The organism is Pseudomonas sp. MWU12-2029, assembly GCF_023242425.1.
Lineage (GTDB): Bacteria > Pseudomonadota > Gammaproteobacteria > Pseudomonadales > Pseudomonadaceae > Aquipseudomonas > Aquipseudomonas kribbensis.
On the sequence record NZ_JALJDY010000006.1, the window covers coordinates 286,243 to 300,883 of the forward strand.

Below are 14,641 nucleotides of genomic sequence, written 5' to 3' on the forward strand. Positions count from 1 at the left end.
GGAAAGGAAAAATATCATGGCCTATCTATCTACTTACAAAGGTTATGAAATTCATCAAGATCTGACAGGTGGCTACTACGATAACAATGGAAATTTAGTGGGACAGTCCGTCGGCTATACCTACAGAAAACCGGGAGGAGACGTCATCGGAATGGTACAGTCTTCAGTTGAAGAGGCTAAAAATAAGATTGATGGATTGATTAATCCACCGAAAAAAACTGATCTGTTTCCTCGTTAAAGCTAAGATCATCACGGTTGAATGAATCTGGACCCTTTGATTGTCGAGTTGAACGAAGCCCGCCGTGAGGCGGGTTTTTTTCTGGGTTTTATGTCGAGCTGATATTCCTGCTGGGTGAAATGTCACCCGCAACGAACAAAATCTGGATTTTTTGCCGAAGTCCGATATGGGGGCGTTTTCATAGTCTGCGCAACGTGTAGCAGTTTTAGTGTGAGGTTGGCGGTTAAATAATTCGAAGTTTAAATAAAATTGTCCACTTTTGTTCAAGCCTTGGCGAATCATCAGGCGCGAGTGAACGCTGAGTCGTTTGTTGATATGCAGCGAGAATGGGATGCGGGACGGGGAGTGGCGCTAAATGACTCCGTCGGCTCAGGAATGAAGCGAAAGCTAATCCGAACGACCCGTATTTGATAGCTGTTGGCTGAGTTGAAACTGAAGTGAAGCGGGGGGCAGATAAATAAATCTGTCCCCGTTGGTTGCGTTGGTTTTTCCTTTGGCTTCTGATTTATGCCGGTTTATACGTATATTTTTTTACATTGACAGTTTGAGTAGACTCTTCTACCTCTTCTTGCGCAGTGAAGCTAAATTTCAATGCGTAAGTATTCAAGGGGCTACTAATATAATCTCCTTTTAATTCTTGCCCATTGGAACCCTCAACATATTCGGGGTTATGGTATCGGTCCCAAATCCAAGAAACATTATCTGGTTCAGGGGGGATGTAGGGCTTCGCGGTGGTTGGTGCGGGGGGGGCTGACGGAATACTGGAGATTTCGATAATCTCGGCCACTCCCTGCCAGACAATTGGGGGGATTTTTGTGGGAATGCTTACATACATGCTGGGTGAGAATTCAGGTTCAAACGGCTTGAGAAAATAATAGTCAAAGTTATCTAGGACTATCGCTGAGATATTGTTAGGTAGAATGCTCTCGATTAGATCAGTTGCAACTTTTTTTACTTTTATGCTTGTGTTGTCAGTCGATACAATGGTGCCCTCCACCAGTTTGTTTTTAATTGTAATTGCGCTTAGCCGATGACCGTTTCGCAGGATTACCACACGTGATACGTTTTGTTTTGTGTTCATTTCAGTTGCTCCATGCTCTTAGATGGCTGAGAGTCGTCGATTACGGTAACTGTATAGTGAAATAGAACGACTTAACTATGTAGATAATATTGCTCGCGTTGTCTGTTACTGAGCCGTAGCAGTCGATTAGCCCGGCACCCAGCGTGGTCATGGAGGGCACTCCAATATATATCTTGCCAGGTGTGTTGCTCGTTAATGTTTGTTGATGTGCGAAACTGTTCGCCGGTAGACCCGTGGTGGCGTTGTCGGCATAAACATCCGCTATCATTCCAGGTGAATAAGGTATGGTGGAGGGGAGTTTGAGGTTGCAGCCACCTAGTCGCTGATACGTTCCATAGGGTTTGTTATACAACTGATAGGCAACGTTGTTAGGGTCTCTGCAGTTAATACCCATTATCGGGGATCCCGGAAGATTGGTGTCGGAGTAAAATAACTCAAAGGGCTCATTGACTATCCTGTATGTGGTGGGCATGGCCGGATTCCTGATTTTGATGTGGGAGGAAACATTGATTTTGTGGAGTATTTTGTTTGGAGGGATGGAGAAAAGAGGACGGGTTTATTTGTTTTGCATTTGTGCAAAATTATATGATAAATAAGTCAGTCCCATTTTTTAGTCCCATTTTTTAACTAACGTTGGTTGACAAGGCGTTACTCCAGCCTGAGGTAACGCCATTATTGTTTGTTCTGGCAACAACTGTAATCGGACCTTGGCGTACACTGCTCAGCCCACCGGTAAAGCGGCCATCCGGTTGGATGGCAAGCGAACCGATTAAAGTCCCGATCCCCGCTTCATGCACATCAAGTCGATTGTATGGGGTGCCATTTCCTTCGATATAAATGGAAGAATTTCCTCCAAGTAATTGGGTGAGGACAGGAGCACTGTTCTGAGGAGTGGCCGTCGCTGCTGCGTCAGGACTCTCTCCATTGGTCACTGCCCACTGACTTTTGTCGGGATTGAAGGGTAAAGACGAAAATGCCGCAAAAGCACCATTAGCATCGGCATACGCACTTGCGACTACTCGCCAACTGGCAACGACACCCGCCAATTCATAGTGCCACATATAGAGTGCTGCTCCAGGCTGTGCGGACGACGGCGGGCCGCCGATTATCGTTTCTGCGCCGCTGTTGGTTGCCAAGGTAAATAGATGAAATGCCATGATTGATTCCTTTCGGAAAATTTTAAATAACTGTTTTTTGAGGAGGCTCTTTCGTGACGATACTCAAGCCTTTTATATGGCTTGGGTTCTGTAGTAGATGAGCTACCTCAGCCTGTTGCTGATAAGTTTATGACTCGACGTAATCCCGCATCTGATTTACCGCCAGTTCCCAAAGCACCACCACTTGCGCGATTCCCAGCACAGTTTGCGGTGGGGTGAGCGCAGTATCGCGGTGAAGTAGTTGAGCATTCCGCTGGTGGGGCTGAGGTGTTCTTTGGCGTTGGCCAGATAAATAAATCCGTCCCTCCGTTTGTTGTCTCACGTTTGTTTTCTTGTGTTTTATTTAGTGAAGGTGATGTTGTATGTTTTACCTATATTCGGTCCTCCACGATCTACGCGGACAGTGCCGTTCAAATTGGAGTAACTTCTATCAGGTGAACTCATGCTGATAATAAGGACGTTGTATTCCGGGGCTCCTGCTTGTGCTCGAAGGTTGAAGGATACAGCGGATTCATCCGATAAATTTTGATAGGCGAAACTCCCGTCAACGGTAAAGGTAAGTCCGTAATAATCCATTGTGGCCTGTGAAATGTTACCTGTTTGCGGGTCGGAAACAATAATGCTGAGAGTGGCGTTGTGACTCTCGCCGGCATCATACACTCGCCCGTAATAGGTTCCGTTCGGATTGACTTGGCCCATGATCTTTCTCCTTGATGTCTTCGTGGAATATTTAAAATTTAGGAACTTCTTCCTGTGCTGTTCATGATGTTAGTTTTTAACTCGAGCTGCAGCACCTGTTATAAATGACAGTTTTTAATAATTATTTGGAATGATTCTTGGTTTTTTTGATATTTGGATAAGAGTAGCGAAGAAAGGCAGCTGGTTTGTTTTTTTGAATATGAAAAATTCGGACGCAGATGCTTGGGGAAATGCTGAGAGTAATGGAGGGGGCGACTCAATGAGTTCGCCCCTTTTTGCACTTATTACTTCGGCTCGACGTGATCCAACGCCTGATTCACCGCCAGTTCCCCAAGCATCACCACTTGTGCGATACCCAGCGCGGTTTTGCGGTGGGATGGCGGGAGTATCGCGGCGAAGTTGTTGAGCATTTCGCTGGCGGAGCCGAGGGTTTCGCTGGCGTTGGCCAGCAGGGATTCGGTGTTGCAGGCGGGGTTGGCGAAGTACATGGGGTCGGGTTCGTTGACTGTGGCCATGATGCGGGCGCCGGGGCATAGGTAGTGATCGAGGGCGCGTTCGGCGGCTTCGTTGAGTTTTTTGGGGTCGAGGGAATCGTAGGGGGAGGCCGGATCTGTTTCTGGCGGATGAGGCGTTGATTTAGTCATTTGCTCGAAACCTGATTTGGAGTGCCCCCGCTCTGGCTACTAATCAAAGTGGAGGCAACTGTACGCAGGTTAGTAGACCGGGGTTTCGAGCAAGCCGGCGCACCCGAAGGTGCCCTGCGCACAGTCGCCATCGAGCGCAGATATTGAAATACCTGACTGACAGATGCTTGTGCACCAAGCTTGAAACCACAGGCTACTAAACCCGATCACTGCGAATCAGTGACCCGAATCAAGTTACCGACGGCCCTCCAGTCGCACAAGCCGGCGGATTCTGGCGTACCGGTAGGCAGCGACGCAAGCCGTTGTAGGCTTCAGGAAGTAACGCGAACTGCCTTTAAACAGAAGCCTTAAACGGTCGCGCCGTCGCTATTTATCGTGATCGATATCCAGCTTGCTGAAGGTCACTTGCCCACCCTCGCTGGTGTACCCGGTGTTGTCCTGCACATACACGCCCGCCTTGAAATACAGCGGCTTGTTGCGCCACGTTGCGCTGATCTGCGAGTCCCACTGATACCCGGCCGCACTGATACCCAGCGCACCACCGGGGCTGAGGTGAATCAGGTAATTGAATTCGCGATCCAGTTTGATTCCGGTCGCCAGGGTAATCACCCGGCCTTCGTCGTCATCCGGGTGCATCCTCACCTTGATCACCAGGTTGCCGGAATCCAGTTTGCTCTTGTACTGATACTCGAGTTTCACCAGCGGCTTCTGGCTTTCATAGGCGTGGATCTGGCCGATGACGATCTTGCCGGAACTGGGCACCTTGTTGACCGAAAGGGTCGCGCGCAGCAGGTTGTCGGCGTCCGGGTAGTACCAGTTGCGCAATGTTCCGTTGCTGAAGGTTTCGCGCAGTTCGGTACGCGGGTAGATGGCGTTTTCGGTTTTCGAGCCGGTCACCGGGGACCAGAAGAACAGGGTTCCGGTGTCGGAATGGAAGTACTGATCCTTGAAGCCGTTCACCAGTTTGGAGGTTTCGACGGTGTAGGGCGGGCTGCCAACGGGAACGCTGAGGTTCCAGGTTGCGAGGTCGATCATGTCGGTTCTTCCACTCTGTTTCTGCTGCACGCGCGTGCCAGAAGCTCTAGCCCGCGCCTCTTGGGGGCGGCCTTTATAAGCGTAGAGGGATTTTTTGTTAACGGCCGTCTGGCGGATGATTGGCGCCAACATCCTGTCGAAATGCCATGTTTCCCGGTTTTCGGGGGCTGCAGCGATGACCGTTAGTCGGCTACTTACCGGTTTGGTTAAATGATGGCCTGATGACAGCTACTGCTTTTTCGGATCCAGGACTAGAGTGAAGGCTCAGTAACAGTACGGTTTTCACGAGAAACCGGCCGCGTCCCGATTGGATGTCCGACAAGAGAAGCAGCATGGAATGCGCGCAAACCCAGCCAGGTGAAGGCAGCTCCGTCCTTTTGATCGTTGATGATTACCCTGAAAATCTGATCAGCATGCGCGCGTTGCTGCAGCGCCAGGACTGGCAGGTCATGACCGCGGCTTCCGGTTTCGAAGCCCTCAGCCTGTTGCTCGAACACGACATCGACCTGGTGCTGCTGGATGTGCAGATGCCGGGCATGGACGGTTTTGAAGTCGCGCGCCTGATGCGCGGCAGCCAGCGAACGCGGCTCACTCCCATCATTTTCCTCACCGCCAACGAACAGTCCCAGGACGCCGTGATCAAGGGCTATGCCAGTGGCGCGGTGGATTACCTGTTCAAACCGTTCGACCCGCAGATTCTCAAGCCCAAAGTCCAGGCGTTGCTGGAGCATCAGCGCAATCGCCGGGCATTGCAGCGCCTGAGTCAGGATCTGGAATCGGCGCGGGCCTTCAATGCATCGGTGCTGGATAACGCCGCCGAAGGGATTCTGGTATTGGCCGAGGATGGTTTGATCCGCTTTGCCAACCCGGCGATTTCCCGATTGCTCAATGCGCCGGTGAAGGAACTCGAAGGGCAGGAGTTTCTCGATTTCCTGCAGAAACCGCACATTCCGCTGTGGGCCGATTCCGAGTTTTATGCCGGTTACAAACGTGGCGAGACGCTGCGTTTACACGACGCGTTGTTGCGTACCGCACCGGGCCAGCAAGTGCCAGTGGCGCTGTCCTGCGCGCCGTTGCCGAGTGAGCAGCATGCGATGGTGGTGACGGTGCTGGACATGTCGGTGGTGCGGCATCTGCATCAGCAGTTGGAATTTCAGGCCGTTACCGATCCGTTGACCGGCCTGCTCAATCGTCGCGGCTTCTACCAGACGGTGGAGAACCTGCTGTTGCGCGGTGAGCGCAGTGATAGCAGTTGGGTGTTGATGTACCTCGATCTCGACGGCTTCAAACGGGTCAATGATTCTCTCGGCCACGACGCCGGCGACCGGGTGTTGCGCTGGGTCTCCGAACAACTGAAAGCCTGCCTGCGGCCGTTCGACATTCTGGCGCGGATGGGCGGTGATGAGTTCACCGCGCTGCTGGATCTGGAGTTCCCCGAACAAGCGGCGAAGATTGCGGAAAAGCTCATCGAGCGGGTGTCGATCTGTCAGCAGATCGAAGGCATGGACATCGCCCTCGGCGCCAGTATCGGTATCGCCACGTACCCGGATTGCGGCAACAACCTCGACGGTTTGATGCGCGCCTCGGACATCGCCATGTACGAAGCCAAGCGCGCCGGGCGTCAGCAATATCGCTTCTACGATCACGAAATGAACGGCCGCGCACGCTCGCGACTGATGCTGGAAGAGAGCGTGCGCAACGCCATCGAGAACCGCGATTTCAATCTGGTGTATCAGCCGCAAGTGGCAATTGGTGACGGCCGGATTCGTGGTTTCGAAGCACTGCTGCGCTGGCAGCATCCGAGCGTCGGCGACGTGCCGCCGGGGCTGTTCCTGCCGTTGCTGGAAGAGGCGACGCTGATCAGCCGGCTCGGCAGCTGGATCTATCACCGCAGCGCCGGGCAGCGTAAGGCCTGGGAGTCCGAGTTTTCCAGGGATCTGGTGCTTGGGGTGAGCCTGAGCAATACCCAGTTCGGTCTGCCGAATCTGGTGACCGAGTTGCGCCAGGTGCTGGAGCGCCATGGTTTGCAGCCGCATCAGATGGAAGTGGAAGTGACCGAAGAGGCGCTGACGATCAACCCGGACGAAACCCGCAAACAGCTGAAGCTGCTGCGCAATCTCGGGGTGCGGGTGGCGCTGGATGATTTCGGCTCCGGGTCCTGCTCGCTGTCGCATCTGCGGGATCTGGAGCTGGATACGCTCAAGCTCGATCGCCACCTGATCGCGCGATTGCCCGATTCGTCGCGTGATGCTTCGCTGGTGCGCACGGTCATCGAGTTGTGCAAGGAATACGGGTTGTTGGTGATTGCCGAAGGCGTGGAAACCGTCGAGCAATATCAATGGCTGCAAGCCCATGGGTGTGAGTATGTGCAAGGCTTCCTGGTGGCGCGGCCGTTGGTCGCCGAGGACGCGACGCGCTTCGCCGAGCCGTTCGACTGGAGCGCGTTGGCCGGTTGAATTCGCTACACTGGCGGCCTTTTCATGACCCGTGCCGCCCATGACTGCGTTGAAATACCTCCAGGCCTATCCCGCGCAATTGCAGGATCAGGTGCGCCAATTGATTGCCGAAGATCGCCTCGGTGATTACCTGAGCCAACGTTATCCGGGTCGCCACGATGTGCAGAGCGACAAGGCGTTGTACGGCTACGCGCTGGACCTGAAACAGGAATACCTGCGTAACGCCCCGGCCATCGACAAGGTTCTGTTCGACAACCGCCTCGACCTGACCCACCGCGCCCTCGGCCTGCACACCACGGTGTCGCGAGTGCAGGGCGGCAAGCTCAAGGCCAAGAAAGAGATTCGCATCGCCTCGCTGTTCAAGGAGGCCGCGCCTGAATTTTTGAAGATGATCGTCGTGCATGAACTGGCGCACTTCAAGGAGTCGGATCACAACAAGGCGTTCTATAAATTATGTGAGCACATGCTGCCGGGCTATCACCAGATCGAGTTCGATCTGCGGGTGTACCTGACGTGGCGGGACATGCAATAAGACATCAAACAACGGAGCGCATGCATGGACGTGAGCAAGACCAAGAGCAGTTTCTACCGGCGCTTGTACGTGGCTTACCTGATCGACAGTGGCCTGGCCAGCAGCGTACCGGCGCTGACCGACGTCACCGGCATGCCCCGGCGCACGGCGCAGGACACCATTGCGGCATTGGCGGATCTGGATATTGTCTGCGAGTTCGAGCAGGAAGAGGGCGCACGCAATCATGCGGGGCGCTATCGGATTCGTGAGTGGGGGGCGATTGATCGGGGGTGGATCGAGCGCAATTTGCGGCAGATCAAGGCTGTGCTTGAGTATCCCTGACCGATGTAGTCCCTTCGCGGGCACGCCCGCGAAGGGACAATCTCAAGACCGCCGCATCCCGATATGCGGAATGTCATCCTCAAGATATTCCTCACCCGCCACCACAAACCCATACCGCCCGTAATACCCCTGCAAATGTGCCTGAGCCGACAGATAGATCGGCACTTCAGGCCAGCGCTTTTCGGCCTGTTTCAGCGCCTGCTCCATCATTTCATGCCCCAGGCCTTTGCCACGTCCGGCGGGCGCCGTCAGTACCCGGCCGATCACCACGTCGCCGCCCTGGGATTCCGGGTCCAGCAAGCGCAGATAAGCCACCAGTTGATCACCCTCCCAACCCATCAAATGGCAGGTGTCCCCGTCCAGATCCTGCCCGTCCGGGTCCAGGTAGGCGCAGCGCTGTTCGACCACGAATACTTCCGAGCGCAATTTCAAAATGGCGTACAGCTGTTCCAGTCCCAGATCGCTGTGATGTTTGCAGACCCACTCGATTGTCATCTTCCGATTCCTTGAACTACGTCGTCCGATACTAAGCGCCACGTCGAAATATGTCTGTATGGCTGAGAAATCTGTGACAAAGGCCAAAATGCCATCATTCCCTTCTGGCGGCGCCGACATCTTTGTGTAATCTGCTGAGAAGCGCTGTGCAACGGCTTCAATGAGCTAATGTTAGGGCCTGGGATTCGCCGGTACGGGGCCTTGGGGTTTTGACTGAAAACACGCCGGGCGGCCCGCCCGCTAAGGATTTTCAAGCATGCCGCGATTGCATCGAGCGTTGGCTTTGATCGGATTGCTGTTGCTGGGTCAAAGCGCTGCAGCGGAGAAACTGCGTCTGGTCTTCGACGTCTGGCCACCCTTTACCGATGACACGCTGGTCAACGGTGGGTTGGCCACGGACATCGTCAGCACGGCCCTGGCCCGGGCCGGTTATGCCAGCGATTACGAACAGGTGCCGTGGGCGCGGGCGCTGCTCGGGGTTGGCGAGGGGCGTTACGACGTGCTGGTCAACGCCTGGTACAACGACGAGCGTACGAAGCTGGGGCAGTTTTCCGACGAGTACTTGCTCAACCGCGTGCGTTTTCTCAAGCGCAAAGACACGCCCATCGAATACAACAACCTGCAGGAACTGCACACCTACCCGATTGCCGTGGTGCGGGGCTACGCCTATTCGGCGCCGTTCGATGCCGACACCGCGCTGCAGAAAGTCCCTGTGCATAACTTCGCCATGGCCGTGCGCATGCTGGCGGCGGACCGGGTCAAGCTGACCCTGGAAGACGAATACGTCGCCCGCTATTACCTGGCCCGTGAATCACCGAAAGTGCGCAACGCCGTGGAGTTCCTGCCCAAGCCTCTGAGCGAGAACAGCCTGCACATTCTGGTCAGCCTGAAGAACCCGCAGCACGAACAGATCGTGGCCGGGTTTGACAAGGCGATTGCGGCGATGAAGGCCGATGGCAGCTATGACAAGTTGCTCAGGCAGCATGGCATGTGAAGCGGCTCAATCCTCGGCGGTGTCCTTGATCAAGTGCGCCGCCAGCGTCCGCAACGGGCCTAGCTGACGGCAGATCAGCGCCAGTTGCGTCTGCACCAGCCGCTGGCCTTCATCGATCTCGTCCGCCATCTGCTCCAGTTCATTGGCCAGCGCCTCTTCCTCATCGCTCTGGATCGCAATCGGCTGCTTGCTCGCCAGCCCTTGGGCGATCTCGTCGATGCTGCTGGCCAGTTTCACCCCGGCGCCATCGATCAGATGTTCACGCACTTCGGCCGGCAACTGGGTTTCCCGGTGTGCGCCGAGGCCCGACAGATAACTGAGCAAGGTGTGTGACAGCACCAGGAAACGGAAGCCGACGTCGGCCTCTTTGCGGAAATGCCCCGGCTCCATCAGCATGTTCGCCAGCGTGGTCGACAGCGCCGCGTCGGCGTTGTGCGCGTTGCGCCGGGCGAGGCGATAGGCGAGGTCGTCGCTCTTGCCGGCGGCGTATTGCTGCATGATCTGGCGCAGGTAGATGCTGTTGCAGGTCAGGGTGTTGGCCAGCACTTTGTTCAGGCGCCGACCCTGCCAGTCCGGCAGGAACAGGATCACTGTCAGGCCTGCGATCAGGCTGCCCAGCAGGGTATCGAACAGGCGCGGCACGAACAGCCCGTAACCGTCGCCGACCTGGTTGAAGCAGAACAGCACCATGATCGTGATCGCGGCCGTCGCCACGGTGTAGCGGGTGGTGCGGTTGGTAAAGAACACCACGCCTGCGGCGATGGCGAAGCACGACTGCACCAGCGGGCTCGGGAACAGATCGAACAGCGCCCAGGCGATGGTCAGGCCGATGGCGGTGCCGAGAATCCGCTGACCGAGTTTGCGCCGGGTGGCGCCGTAGTTCGGCTGGCAGACGAACAGCGTGGTGAGGATGATCCAGTAACCCTGCGACGGGTGAATCAGATGCACCATGCCGTAACCGATACTCAGCGCCAGCGGCAGGCGCAGGGCATGGCGGAACAGCAATGACGTCGGCGTCAGCTGCGTGCGCAGACGAGTCAGGACATCCTTGAAGTTGCGTGGCGAACGGTCGAGCAGGCTGCTGTCGGTGGCATCGGCCAATGCGTCGGGGTTGCTGGCATCGCTGAGCAAGCGGTCAAGAGTGCCGAGGTTGGCCGCCAGTGCCCGCAGCGAACGCAGCAGCCCGCGCCAGGCCGGGTTGCTCTGGATGCGCAGGTGTTCGAGGGAGGCGTGCAGATCGCTCAGGGCTTCGGCGAATGTCGCGTCGTAGATGAACGGCTGGCGCATCTGGATCGATTCGGCCAGCGCCCGGCAGGCCTTGCCTTGCTGGCGCAGCAGGCGTTGGCAGCGGAACAGCACGTCGCTGTGGAAAAACGCCTCGGCCAGCGCGTTGTAAGGGTAGTGCGAAGAACTGGCGCGCTCGTGAATGTCCTGGGCGAGGAAGTAAAGCTTCAGGTAACGGCTGACTTTCGAGCCGGGGCGACCGTTGCCGACGCGGTGCAGGATGATTTCCTTGGCGCTGTTCAGTGCCGCCACGACCCGGCCGTTTTGCTGGGCCAGTTCCAGTCGCCGCGCTTCGACGTCCAGTTGACGGATCGGCTCGAACAGCGAGGCTTTCAACTTCAGGTAATAACCCAACTCACGGAACAGCCGCGCCAGACTTTGCTGTACCGGCTGGTTGGAGAACATCGCCTGCCACAAAACCGACAGCAAGCCGTACCACGCGGCACCGGCCACCAGCAGCATCGGCTCGTGCCAGAAATCAGTGACCGCGCCACCGCGCTGGTCCACGCCGATCATGGTGTAGACGGAGAGAATCAACGTCGCCGAAGCAATCGCCCCGTAACGCTCGCCGAGCGCACCGAGCATGGTCAGGCCGAAACTGGCCAGCGCCAGAGCGATGACGAACACGATGGGGTAGGGGAACAGTAATTCCACAGATAGCGCCGCAACGCTGAAACACACCAGCGTCACCGCCAGTGCGTTGAGGCGGCCCTGCCAGCTGTCGTCGGTCTCGGCCAGGGCGCTGGCGATGATCCCGAGGAACAGCGGGATCAGCAGCCCCATTTCATCCTGATACCAGCACAGCGCCATGCTGCCGGTCAGGGCGATGAACACCCGCACGCTGTAGCTGAATTTATCCAGCGCCCACAGGCGCCGCAAAGACTGACGAAACGAGGTCGAGGACATGAAGTGCGAAGGCCTTCCGAGGCGATGCCGCTAAATTGAGCCAGTAATGACGCCGACGCAATGGCGCCGATCACATCTGACAGCAAAAAGTGTTCCTCACGGCCTTCAGGTCAGACGTATTGCGCCGCTGCGTAACCCGATGCCCAGGCCCACTGGAAGTTGAAACCGCCCAGATGCCCGGTGACGTCCAGCACTTCGCCGACGAAGTAGAGCCCCGGGCTTTTCAGCGATTCCATGGTCTTGGACGAGACTTCGCGGGTGTCGACGCCACCGAGGGTGACTTCGGCGGTGCGGTAGCCTTCGGTGCCGGCCGGGACGACTTTCCAGCTGCCGAGCTTCTCGGCGATCTCCGCCAGTTCGGCGTGGGTGTATTGCTTCATCGGTTTGGAGACGAACCAGTTGTCCGCCAGCAGGTTGGCCATCTTCTTGGTGAAGATTTCACCCAGCAGGGTTTTCAGTTCACTGTTCGGACGTTCGGCGGTCTGCTGTTGCAGCCAGCTCGCGGCGTCGTGATCCGGTAGCAGGTTGATCTCGACCGTGTCGCCCGGCTCCCAGAACGAGGAAATCTGCAGAATCGCCGGGCCGCTCAGGCCGCGGTGAGTGAACAGGATGTTCTCGCGAAAGCTCTGGTCGTTGCAGCTGACCAGGCAATCCACCGAGGTGCCGGACAGTTCGGTGCACAGATCCTTGAGCTGATCGGTGATGGTGAACGGCACCAGACCGGCACGGGTCGGCAGCAGGTCGTGGCCGAATTGCTTGGCGACCTGATAACCGAAACCGGTCGCGCCCAACGTCGGGATCGACAGGCCGCCGGTGGCGATCACCAGCGACTGGCACTGGATCTGGCCGAGGGTGGTGTCGAGCAGGTAACCGCCCTCGACTTTCTCGATGGTCTGGATCGAGGTGTCGAGGTGCAGATTGACGCCGACCTGATCGCACTCGTCCAGCAGCATGCCGAGGATGTCGCTGGATTTGTTATCGCAGAACAACTGGCCGAGTTTCTTCTCGTGATAGGGCACGCCGTGCTTGGCGACCATGCCGATGAAATCCCACTGGGTGTAGCGGGCCAGCGCGGATTTGCAGAAGTGCGGATTCTGCGAGAGGAAATTGCCCGGCTCGGTGTACATGTTGGTGAAGTTGCAGCGCCCACCGCCGGACATCAGGATTTTCTTGCCGGCCTTGTTCGCGTGGTCGAGCAGCAACACCTGACGCCCGCGCCCGGCGGCGGTCAGTGCACACATCAACCCTGCGGCGCCAGCGCCAATGATCACGACTTCGGTAGAGCGCAAAACGGTGTCCTCACACAACGATCAGTATCGGTTTCGGTAACGCTCAGGTCAGAGGACGCGAACGCGCAGCGAACGACCCTTGATCTTGCCGTTGTTCAAGCGCTGCAGCGCCTGCATGACCACGGTGCGCTCGACGGCCACGTAGGACTGGAAGTCGAAGATCGCGATCTTGCCGACCTGGGTGCCCGGAATCCCGGCTTCACCGGTCAGTGCGCCGAGAATGTCGCCCGGACGCACTTTGTCCTTGCGCCCGCCGGCGATGCACAGCGTGCTCATCGGCGGTTGCAGCGGTGCACCGCCCTGGGATTTCAGGTTGTCCACCTGATCCCAGTTCAGCGGGGTTTTCTGCAGTTGTTCGATGGCCTGGGCGCGATGCGCTTCCGACGGCGCCACCAGGCTGACCGCGATGCCTTTCTCGCCGGCACGACCGGTACGGCCGACGCGGTGAATGTGGATTTCCGAGTCCCGGGCCAGCTCGACGTTGATCACCATGTCCAGCGAGTCGATGTCCAGGCCACGGGCGGCGACGTCGGTGGCCACCAGCACCGAAGTGCTGCGGTTGGCGAACATCGCCAGAACCTGATCGCGGTCACGCTGCTCCAGATCGCCGTGCAGGCCGACGGCGGAAATGCCTTTGGAAGTCAGGTGATCGACGGTTTCCTGCACTTGCTGCTTGGTGAAGCAGAACGCCACGGTGGAGGCTGGACGGAAGTGGTGCAGGACCTTGGTCACCGCACTCATGCGCTCTTCCGGGGAAATCTCGTAGAAGCGCTGCTCGATCTGGGTGTCGTCGTGGAATGCTTCGGCCTTGACCGTTTGCGGATCACGCATGAACTTCGAAGCGAGTTGCTTGATGCCCACCGGATAGGTGGCCGAGAACAGCAGGGTCTGACGGCGGGTCGGGGTCTGCTCGATGATGTCTTCGATGGCGTCGTAGAAACCCATGTCGAGCATGCGGTCGGCTTCGTCGAGGATCAGCGTGTTCAGGCCGTCGAGCACCAGCGAACCCTTGCGCAGGTGCTGCTGGATACGCCCCGGTGTGCCGACGATGATGTGCGCGCCGTGCTCAAGCGAGGCGATCTGCGGGCCGAACGACACGCCGCCGCACAGGGTCAGGACCTTGATGTTGTCTTCGGCACGGGCCAGACGACGGATTTCCTTGGCGACCTGGTCGGCCAGCTCGCGGGTCGGGCAGATGACCAGAGCCTGGCAACCGAAGTAGCGCGGATTGATCGGGTTCAGCAGGCCGATGCCGAACGCGGCGGTCTTGCCGCTGCCGGTCTTGGCCTGGGCGATCAGGTCCATCCCCTTGAGGATCACCGGCAAGCTCTGCGCCTGGATCGGCGTCATCTGGGCATAACCGAGAGATTCGAGGTTAGCCAGCATGGCGGCGGACAGCGGCAAAGTATTAAAAGCGGTGGCGATGGTGGTCACGGGACTGGCCTGCAAAACAAAATGTCGCGCAGTGTAGCAGCCCCGTGCCACTTTCCTCGAAAGTTCTGGACGAACA

General features: G+C 57.1%; 14 protein-coding genes. 5 read left to right on the forward strand and 9 right to left on the reverse strand.

Annotated elements, in window-relative coordinates; translation table 11 throughout:
* Nucleotides 1-16 precede the first annotated feature (16 nt).
* On the forward strand, nucleotides 17-238 hold the full coding sequence (locus tag M5B44_RS17345) for a hypothetical protein (RefSeq protein WP_248739966.1): 222 nt from the start codon (nucleotides 17-19) through the stop codon (nucleotides 236-238).
* A 505-nt stretch (nucleotides 239-743) separates the two neighbouring features.
* Here M5B44_RS17345 and M5B44_RS17350 read toward each other — a convergent pair.
* The 5 genes from M5B44_RS17350 to M5B44_RS17370 all read right to left on the reverse strand — a co-directional run bounded on the left by M5B44_RS17350 (nucleotide 744) and on the right by M5B44_RS17370 (nucleotide 4,854).
* Entirely contained in the window at nucleotides 744-1,319 is a 576-nt protein-coding gene (locus tag M5B44_RS17350) for a hypothetical protein (protein ID WP_248739967.1), read from the reverse strand.
* A gap of 623 nt (nucleotides 1,320-1,942) precedes the next feature.
* Nucleotides 1,943-2,476 carry a hypothetical protein gene (locus tag M5B44_RS17355; protein WP_248739968.1) on the reverse strand — a complete coding sequence of 178 codons (534 nt, stop codon included), beginning with the start codon at nucleotides 2,474-2,476 and terminating at the stop codon, nucleotides 1,943-1,945.
* A gap of 339 nt (nucleotides 2,477-2,815) precedes the next feature.
* The gene (locus M5B44_RS17360; protein ID WP_248739969.1) at nucleotides 2,816-3,175 is read right to left on the reverse strand and encodes a hypothetical protein; all 360 of its coding nucleotides are present in this window, start codon (nucleotides 3,173-3,175) and stop codon (nucleotides 2,816-2,818) included.
* A gap of 284 nt (nucleotides 3,176-3,459) precedes the next feature.
* Complete coding sequence (locus tag M5B44_RS17365; protein ID WP_248739970.1) at nucleotides 3,460-3,819, reverse strand: DUF6124 family protein; 360 nt, start codon at nucleotides 3,817-3,819, stop codon at nucleotides 3,460-3,462.
* A gap of 366 nt (nucleotides 3,820-4,185) precedes the next feature.
* On the reverse strand, nucleotides 4,186-4,854 hold the full coding sequence (locus M5B44_RS17370; RefSeq protein ID WP_085709123.1) for a polysaccharide lyase family 7 protein: 669 nt from the start codon (nucleotides 4,852-4,854) through the stop codon (nucleotides 4,186-4,188).
* A 332-nt stretch (nucleotides 4,855-5,186) separates the two neighbouring features.
* Between M5B44_RS17370 and M5B44_RS17375 the strand changes: the two genes are divergently transcribed.
* Genes M5B44_RS17375 through M5B44_RS17385 form a run of 3 tightly spaced genes read left to right on the forward strand, consistent with a single transcriptional unit; the run spans nucleotide 5,187 to nucleotide 8,163 of the window.
* Nucleotides 5,187-7,310 carry a putative bifunctional diguanylate cyclase/phosphodiesterase gene (locus M5B44_RS17375; RefSeq protein WP_248739971.1) on the forward strand — a complete coding sequence of 708 codons (2,124 nt, stop codon included), beginning with the start codon at nucleotides 5,187-5,189 and terminating at the stop codon, nucleotides 7,308-7,310.
* 40 nt (nucleotides 7,311-7,350) lie between these two features.
* Nucleotides 7,351-7,842: a M48 family metallopeptidase gene (locus M5B44_RS17380; protein WP_114886018.1), complete on the forward strand. Its 492-nt coding sequence runs from the start codon at nucleotides 7,351-7,353 to the stop codon at nucleotides 7,840-7,842.
* A gap of 24 nt (nucleotides 7,843-7,866) precedes the next feature.
* Nucleotides 7,867-8,163 (forward strand): winged helix-turn-helix domain-containing protein, encoded by a 297-nt coding sequence (locus M5B44_RS17385; RefSeq protein ID WP_008033286.1) that lies wholly within the window; start codon nucleotides 7,867-7,869, stop codon nucleotides 8,161-8,163.
* 42 nt (nucleotides 8,164-8,205) lie between these two features.
* Here the strand turns inward: M5B44_RS17385 and M5B44_RS17390 are convergent, their stop codons facing one another.
* A complete protein-coding gene (locus M5B44_RS17390) occupies nucleotides 8,206-8,658 on the reverse strand; it encodes a GNAT family N-acetyltransferase (RefSeq protein WP_085709127.1) in 453 nt (150 codons plus the stop codon).
* Between the two features lie 256 nt (nucleotides 8,659-8,914).
* Here M5B44_RS17390 and M5B44_RS17395 point away from each other — a divergent pair, with 256 nt between their 5' ends.
* Nucleotides 8,915-9,652 carry a substrate-binding periplasmic protein gene (locus M5B44_RS17395; RefSeq protein ID WP_248739972.1) on the forward strand — a complete coding sequence of 246 codons (738 nt, stop codon included), beginning with the start codon at nucleotides 8,915-8,917 and terminating at the stop codon, nucleotides 9,650-9,652.
* 6 nt (nucleotides 9,653-9,658) lie between these two features.
* On the opposite strand, the gene yccS is transcribed toward M5B44_RS17395, so the two are convergent.
* The 3 genes from yccS to dbpA form a co-directional block, all read right to left on the reverse strand.
* A complete protein-coding gene (gene yccS, locus M5B44_RS17400; RefSeq protein WP_134828362.1) occupies nucleotides 9,659-11,842 on the reverse strand; it encodes a YccS family putative transporter in 2,184 nt (727 codons plus the stop codon).
* A 110-nt stretch (nucleotides 11,843-11,952) separates the two neighbouring features.
* A complete protein-coding gene (locus M5B44_RS17405) occupies nucleotides 11,953-13,131 on the reverse strand; it encodes an NAD(P)/FAD-dependent oxidoreductase (RefSeq protein ID WP_248739973.1) in 1,179 nt (392 codons plus the stop codon).
* A 48-nt stretch (nucleotides 13,132-13,179) separates the two neighbouring features.
* On the reverse strand, nucleotides 13,180-14,565 hold the full coding sequence (gene dbpA, locus M5B44_RS17410) for an ATP-dependent RNA helicase DbpA (protein WP_085709131.1): 1,386 nt from the start codon (nucleotides 14,563-14,565) through the stop codon (nucleotides 13,180-13,182).
* Nucleotides 14,566-14,641: the final 76 nt, after the last annotated feature.

Coding starts and splice junctions, on each gene's coding strand:
- M5B44_RS17385 (WP_008033286.1), top strand. CDS start 7,867: ATGGACGTGAGCAAGACCAAGAGCAGTTTCTACCGGCGCTTGTACGTG.
- M5B44_RS17390 (WP_085709127.1), bottom strand. CDS start 8,658: ATGACAATCGAGTGGGTCTGCAAACATCACAGCGATCTGGGACTGGAA.
- M5B44_RS17345 (WP_248739966.1), top strand. CDS start 17: ATGGCCTATCTATCTACTTACAAAGGTTATGAAATTCATCAAGATCTG.
- M5B44_RS17360 (WP_248739969.1), bottom strand. CDS start 3,175: ATGGGCCAAGTCAATCCGAACGGAACCTATTACGGGCGAGTGTATGAT.
- M5B44_RS17395 (WP_248739972.1), top strand. CDS start 8,915: ATGCCGCGATTGCATCGAGCGTTGGCTTTGATCGGATTGCTGTTGCTG.
- M5B44_RS17375 (WP_248739971.1), top strand. CDS start 5,187: ATGGAATGCGCGCAAACCCAGCCAGGTGAAGGCAGCTCCGTCCTTTTG.
- M5B44_RS17350 (WP_248739967.1), bottom strand. CDS start 1,319: ATGAACACAAAACAAAACGTATCACGTGTGGTAATCCTGCGAAACGGT.
- M5B44_RS17355 (WP_248739968.1), bottom strand. CDS start 2,476: ATGGCATTTCATCTATTTACCTTGGCAACCAACAGCGGCGCAGAAACG.
- M5B44_RS17380 (WP_114886018.1), top strand. CDS start 7,351: ATGACTGCGTTGAAATACCTCCAGGCCTATCCCGCGCAATTGCAGGAT.
- M5B44_RS17365 (WP_248739970.1), bottom strand. CDS start 3,819: ATGACTAAATCAACGCCTCATCCGCCAGAAACAGATCCGGCCTCCCCC.
- M5B44_RS17370 (WP_085709123.1), bottom strand. CDS start 4,854: ATGATCGACCTCGCAACCTGGAACCTCAGCGTTCCCGTTGGCAGCCCG.
- yccS (WP_134828362.1), bottom strand. CDS start 11,842: ATGTCCTCGACCTCGTTTCGTCAGTCTTTGCGGCGCCTGTGGGCGCTG.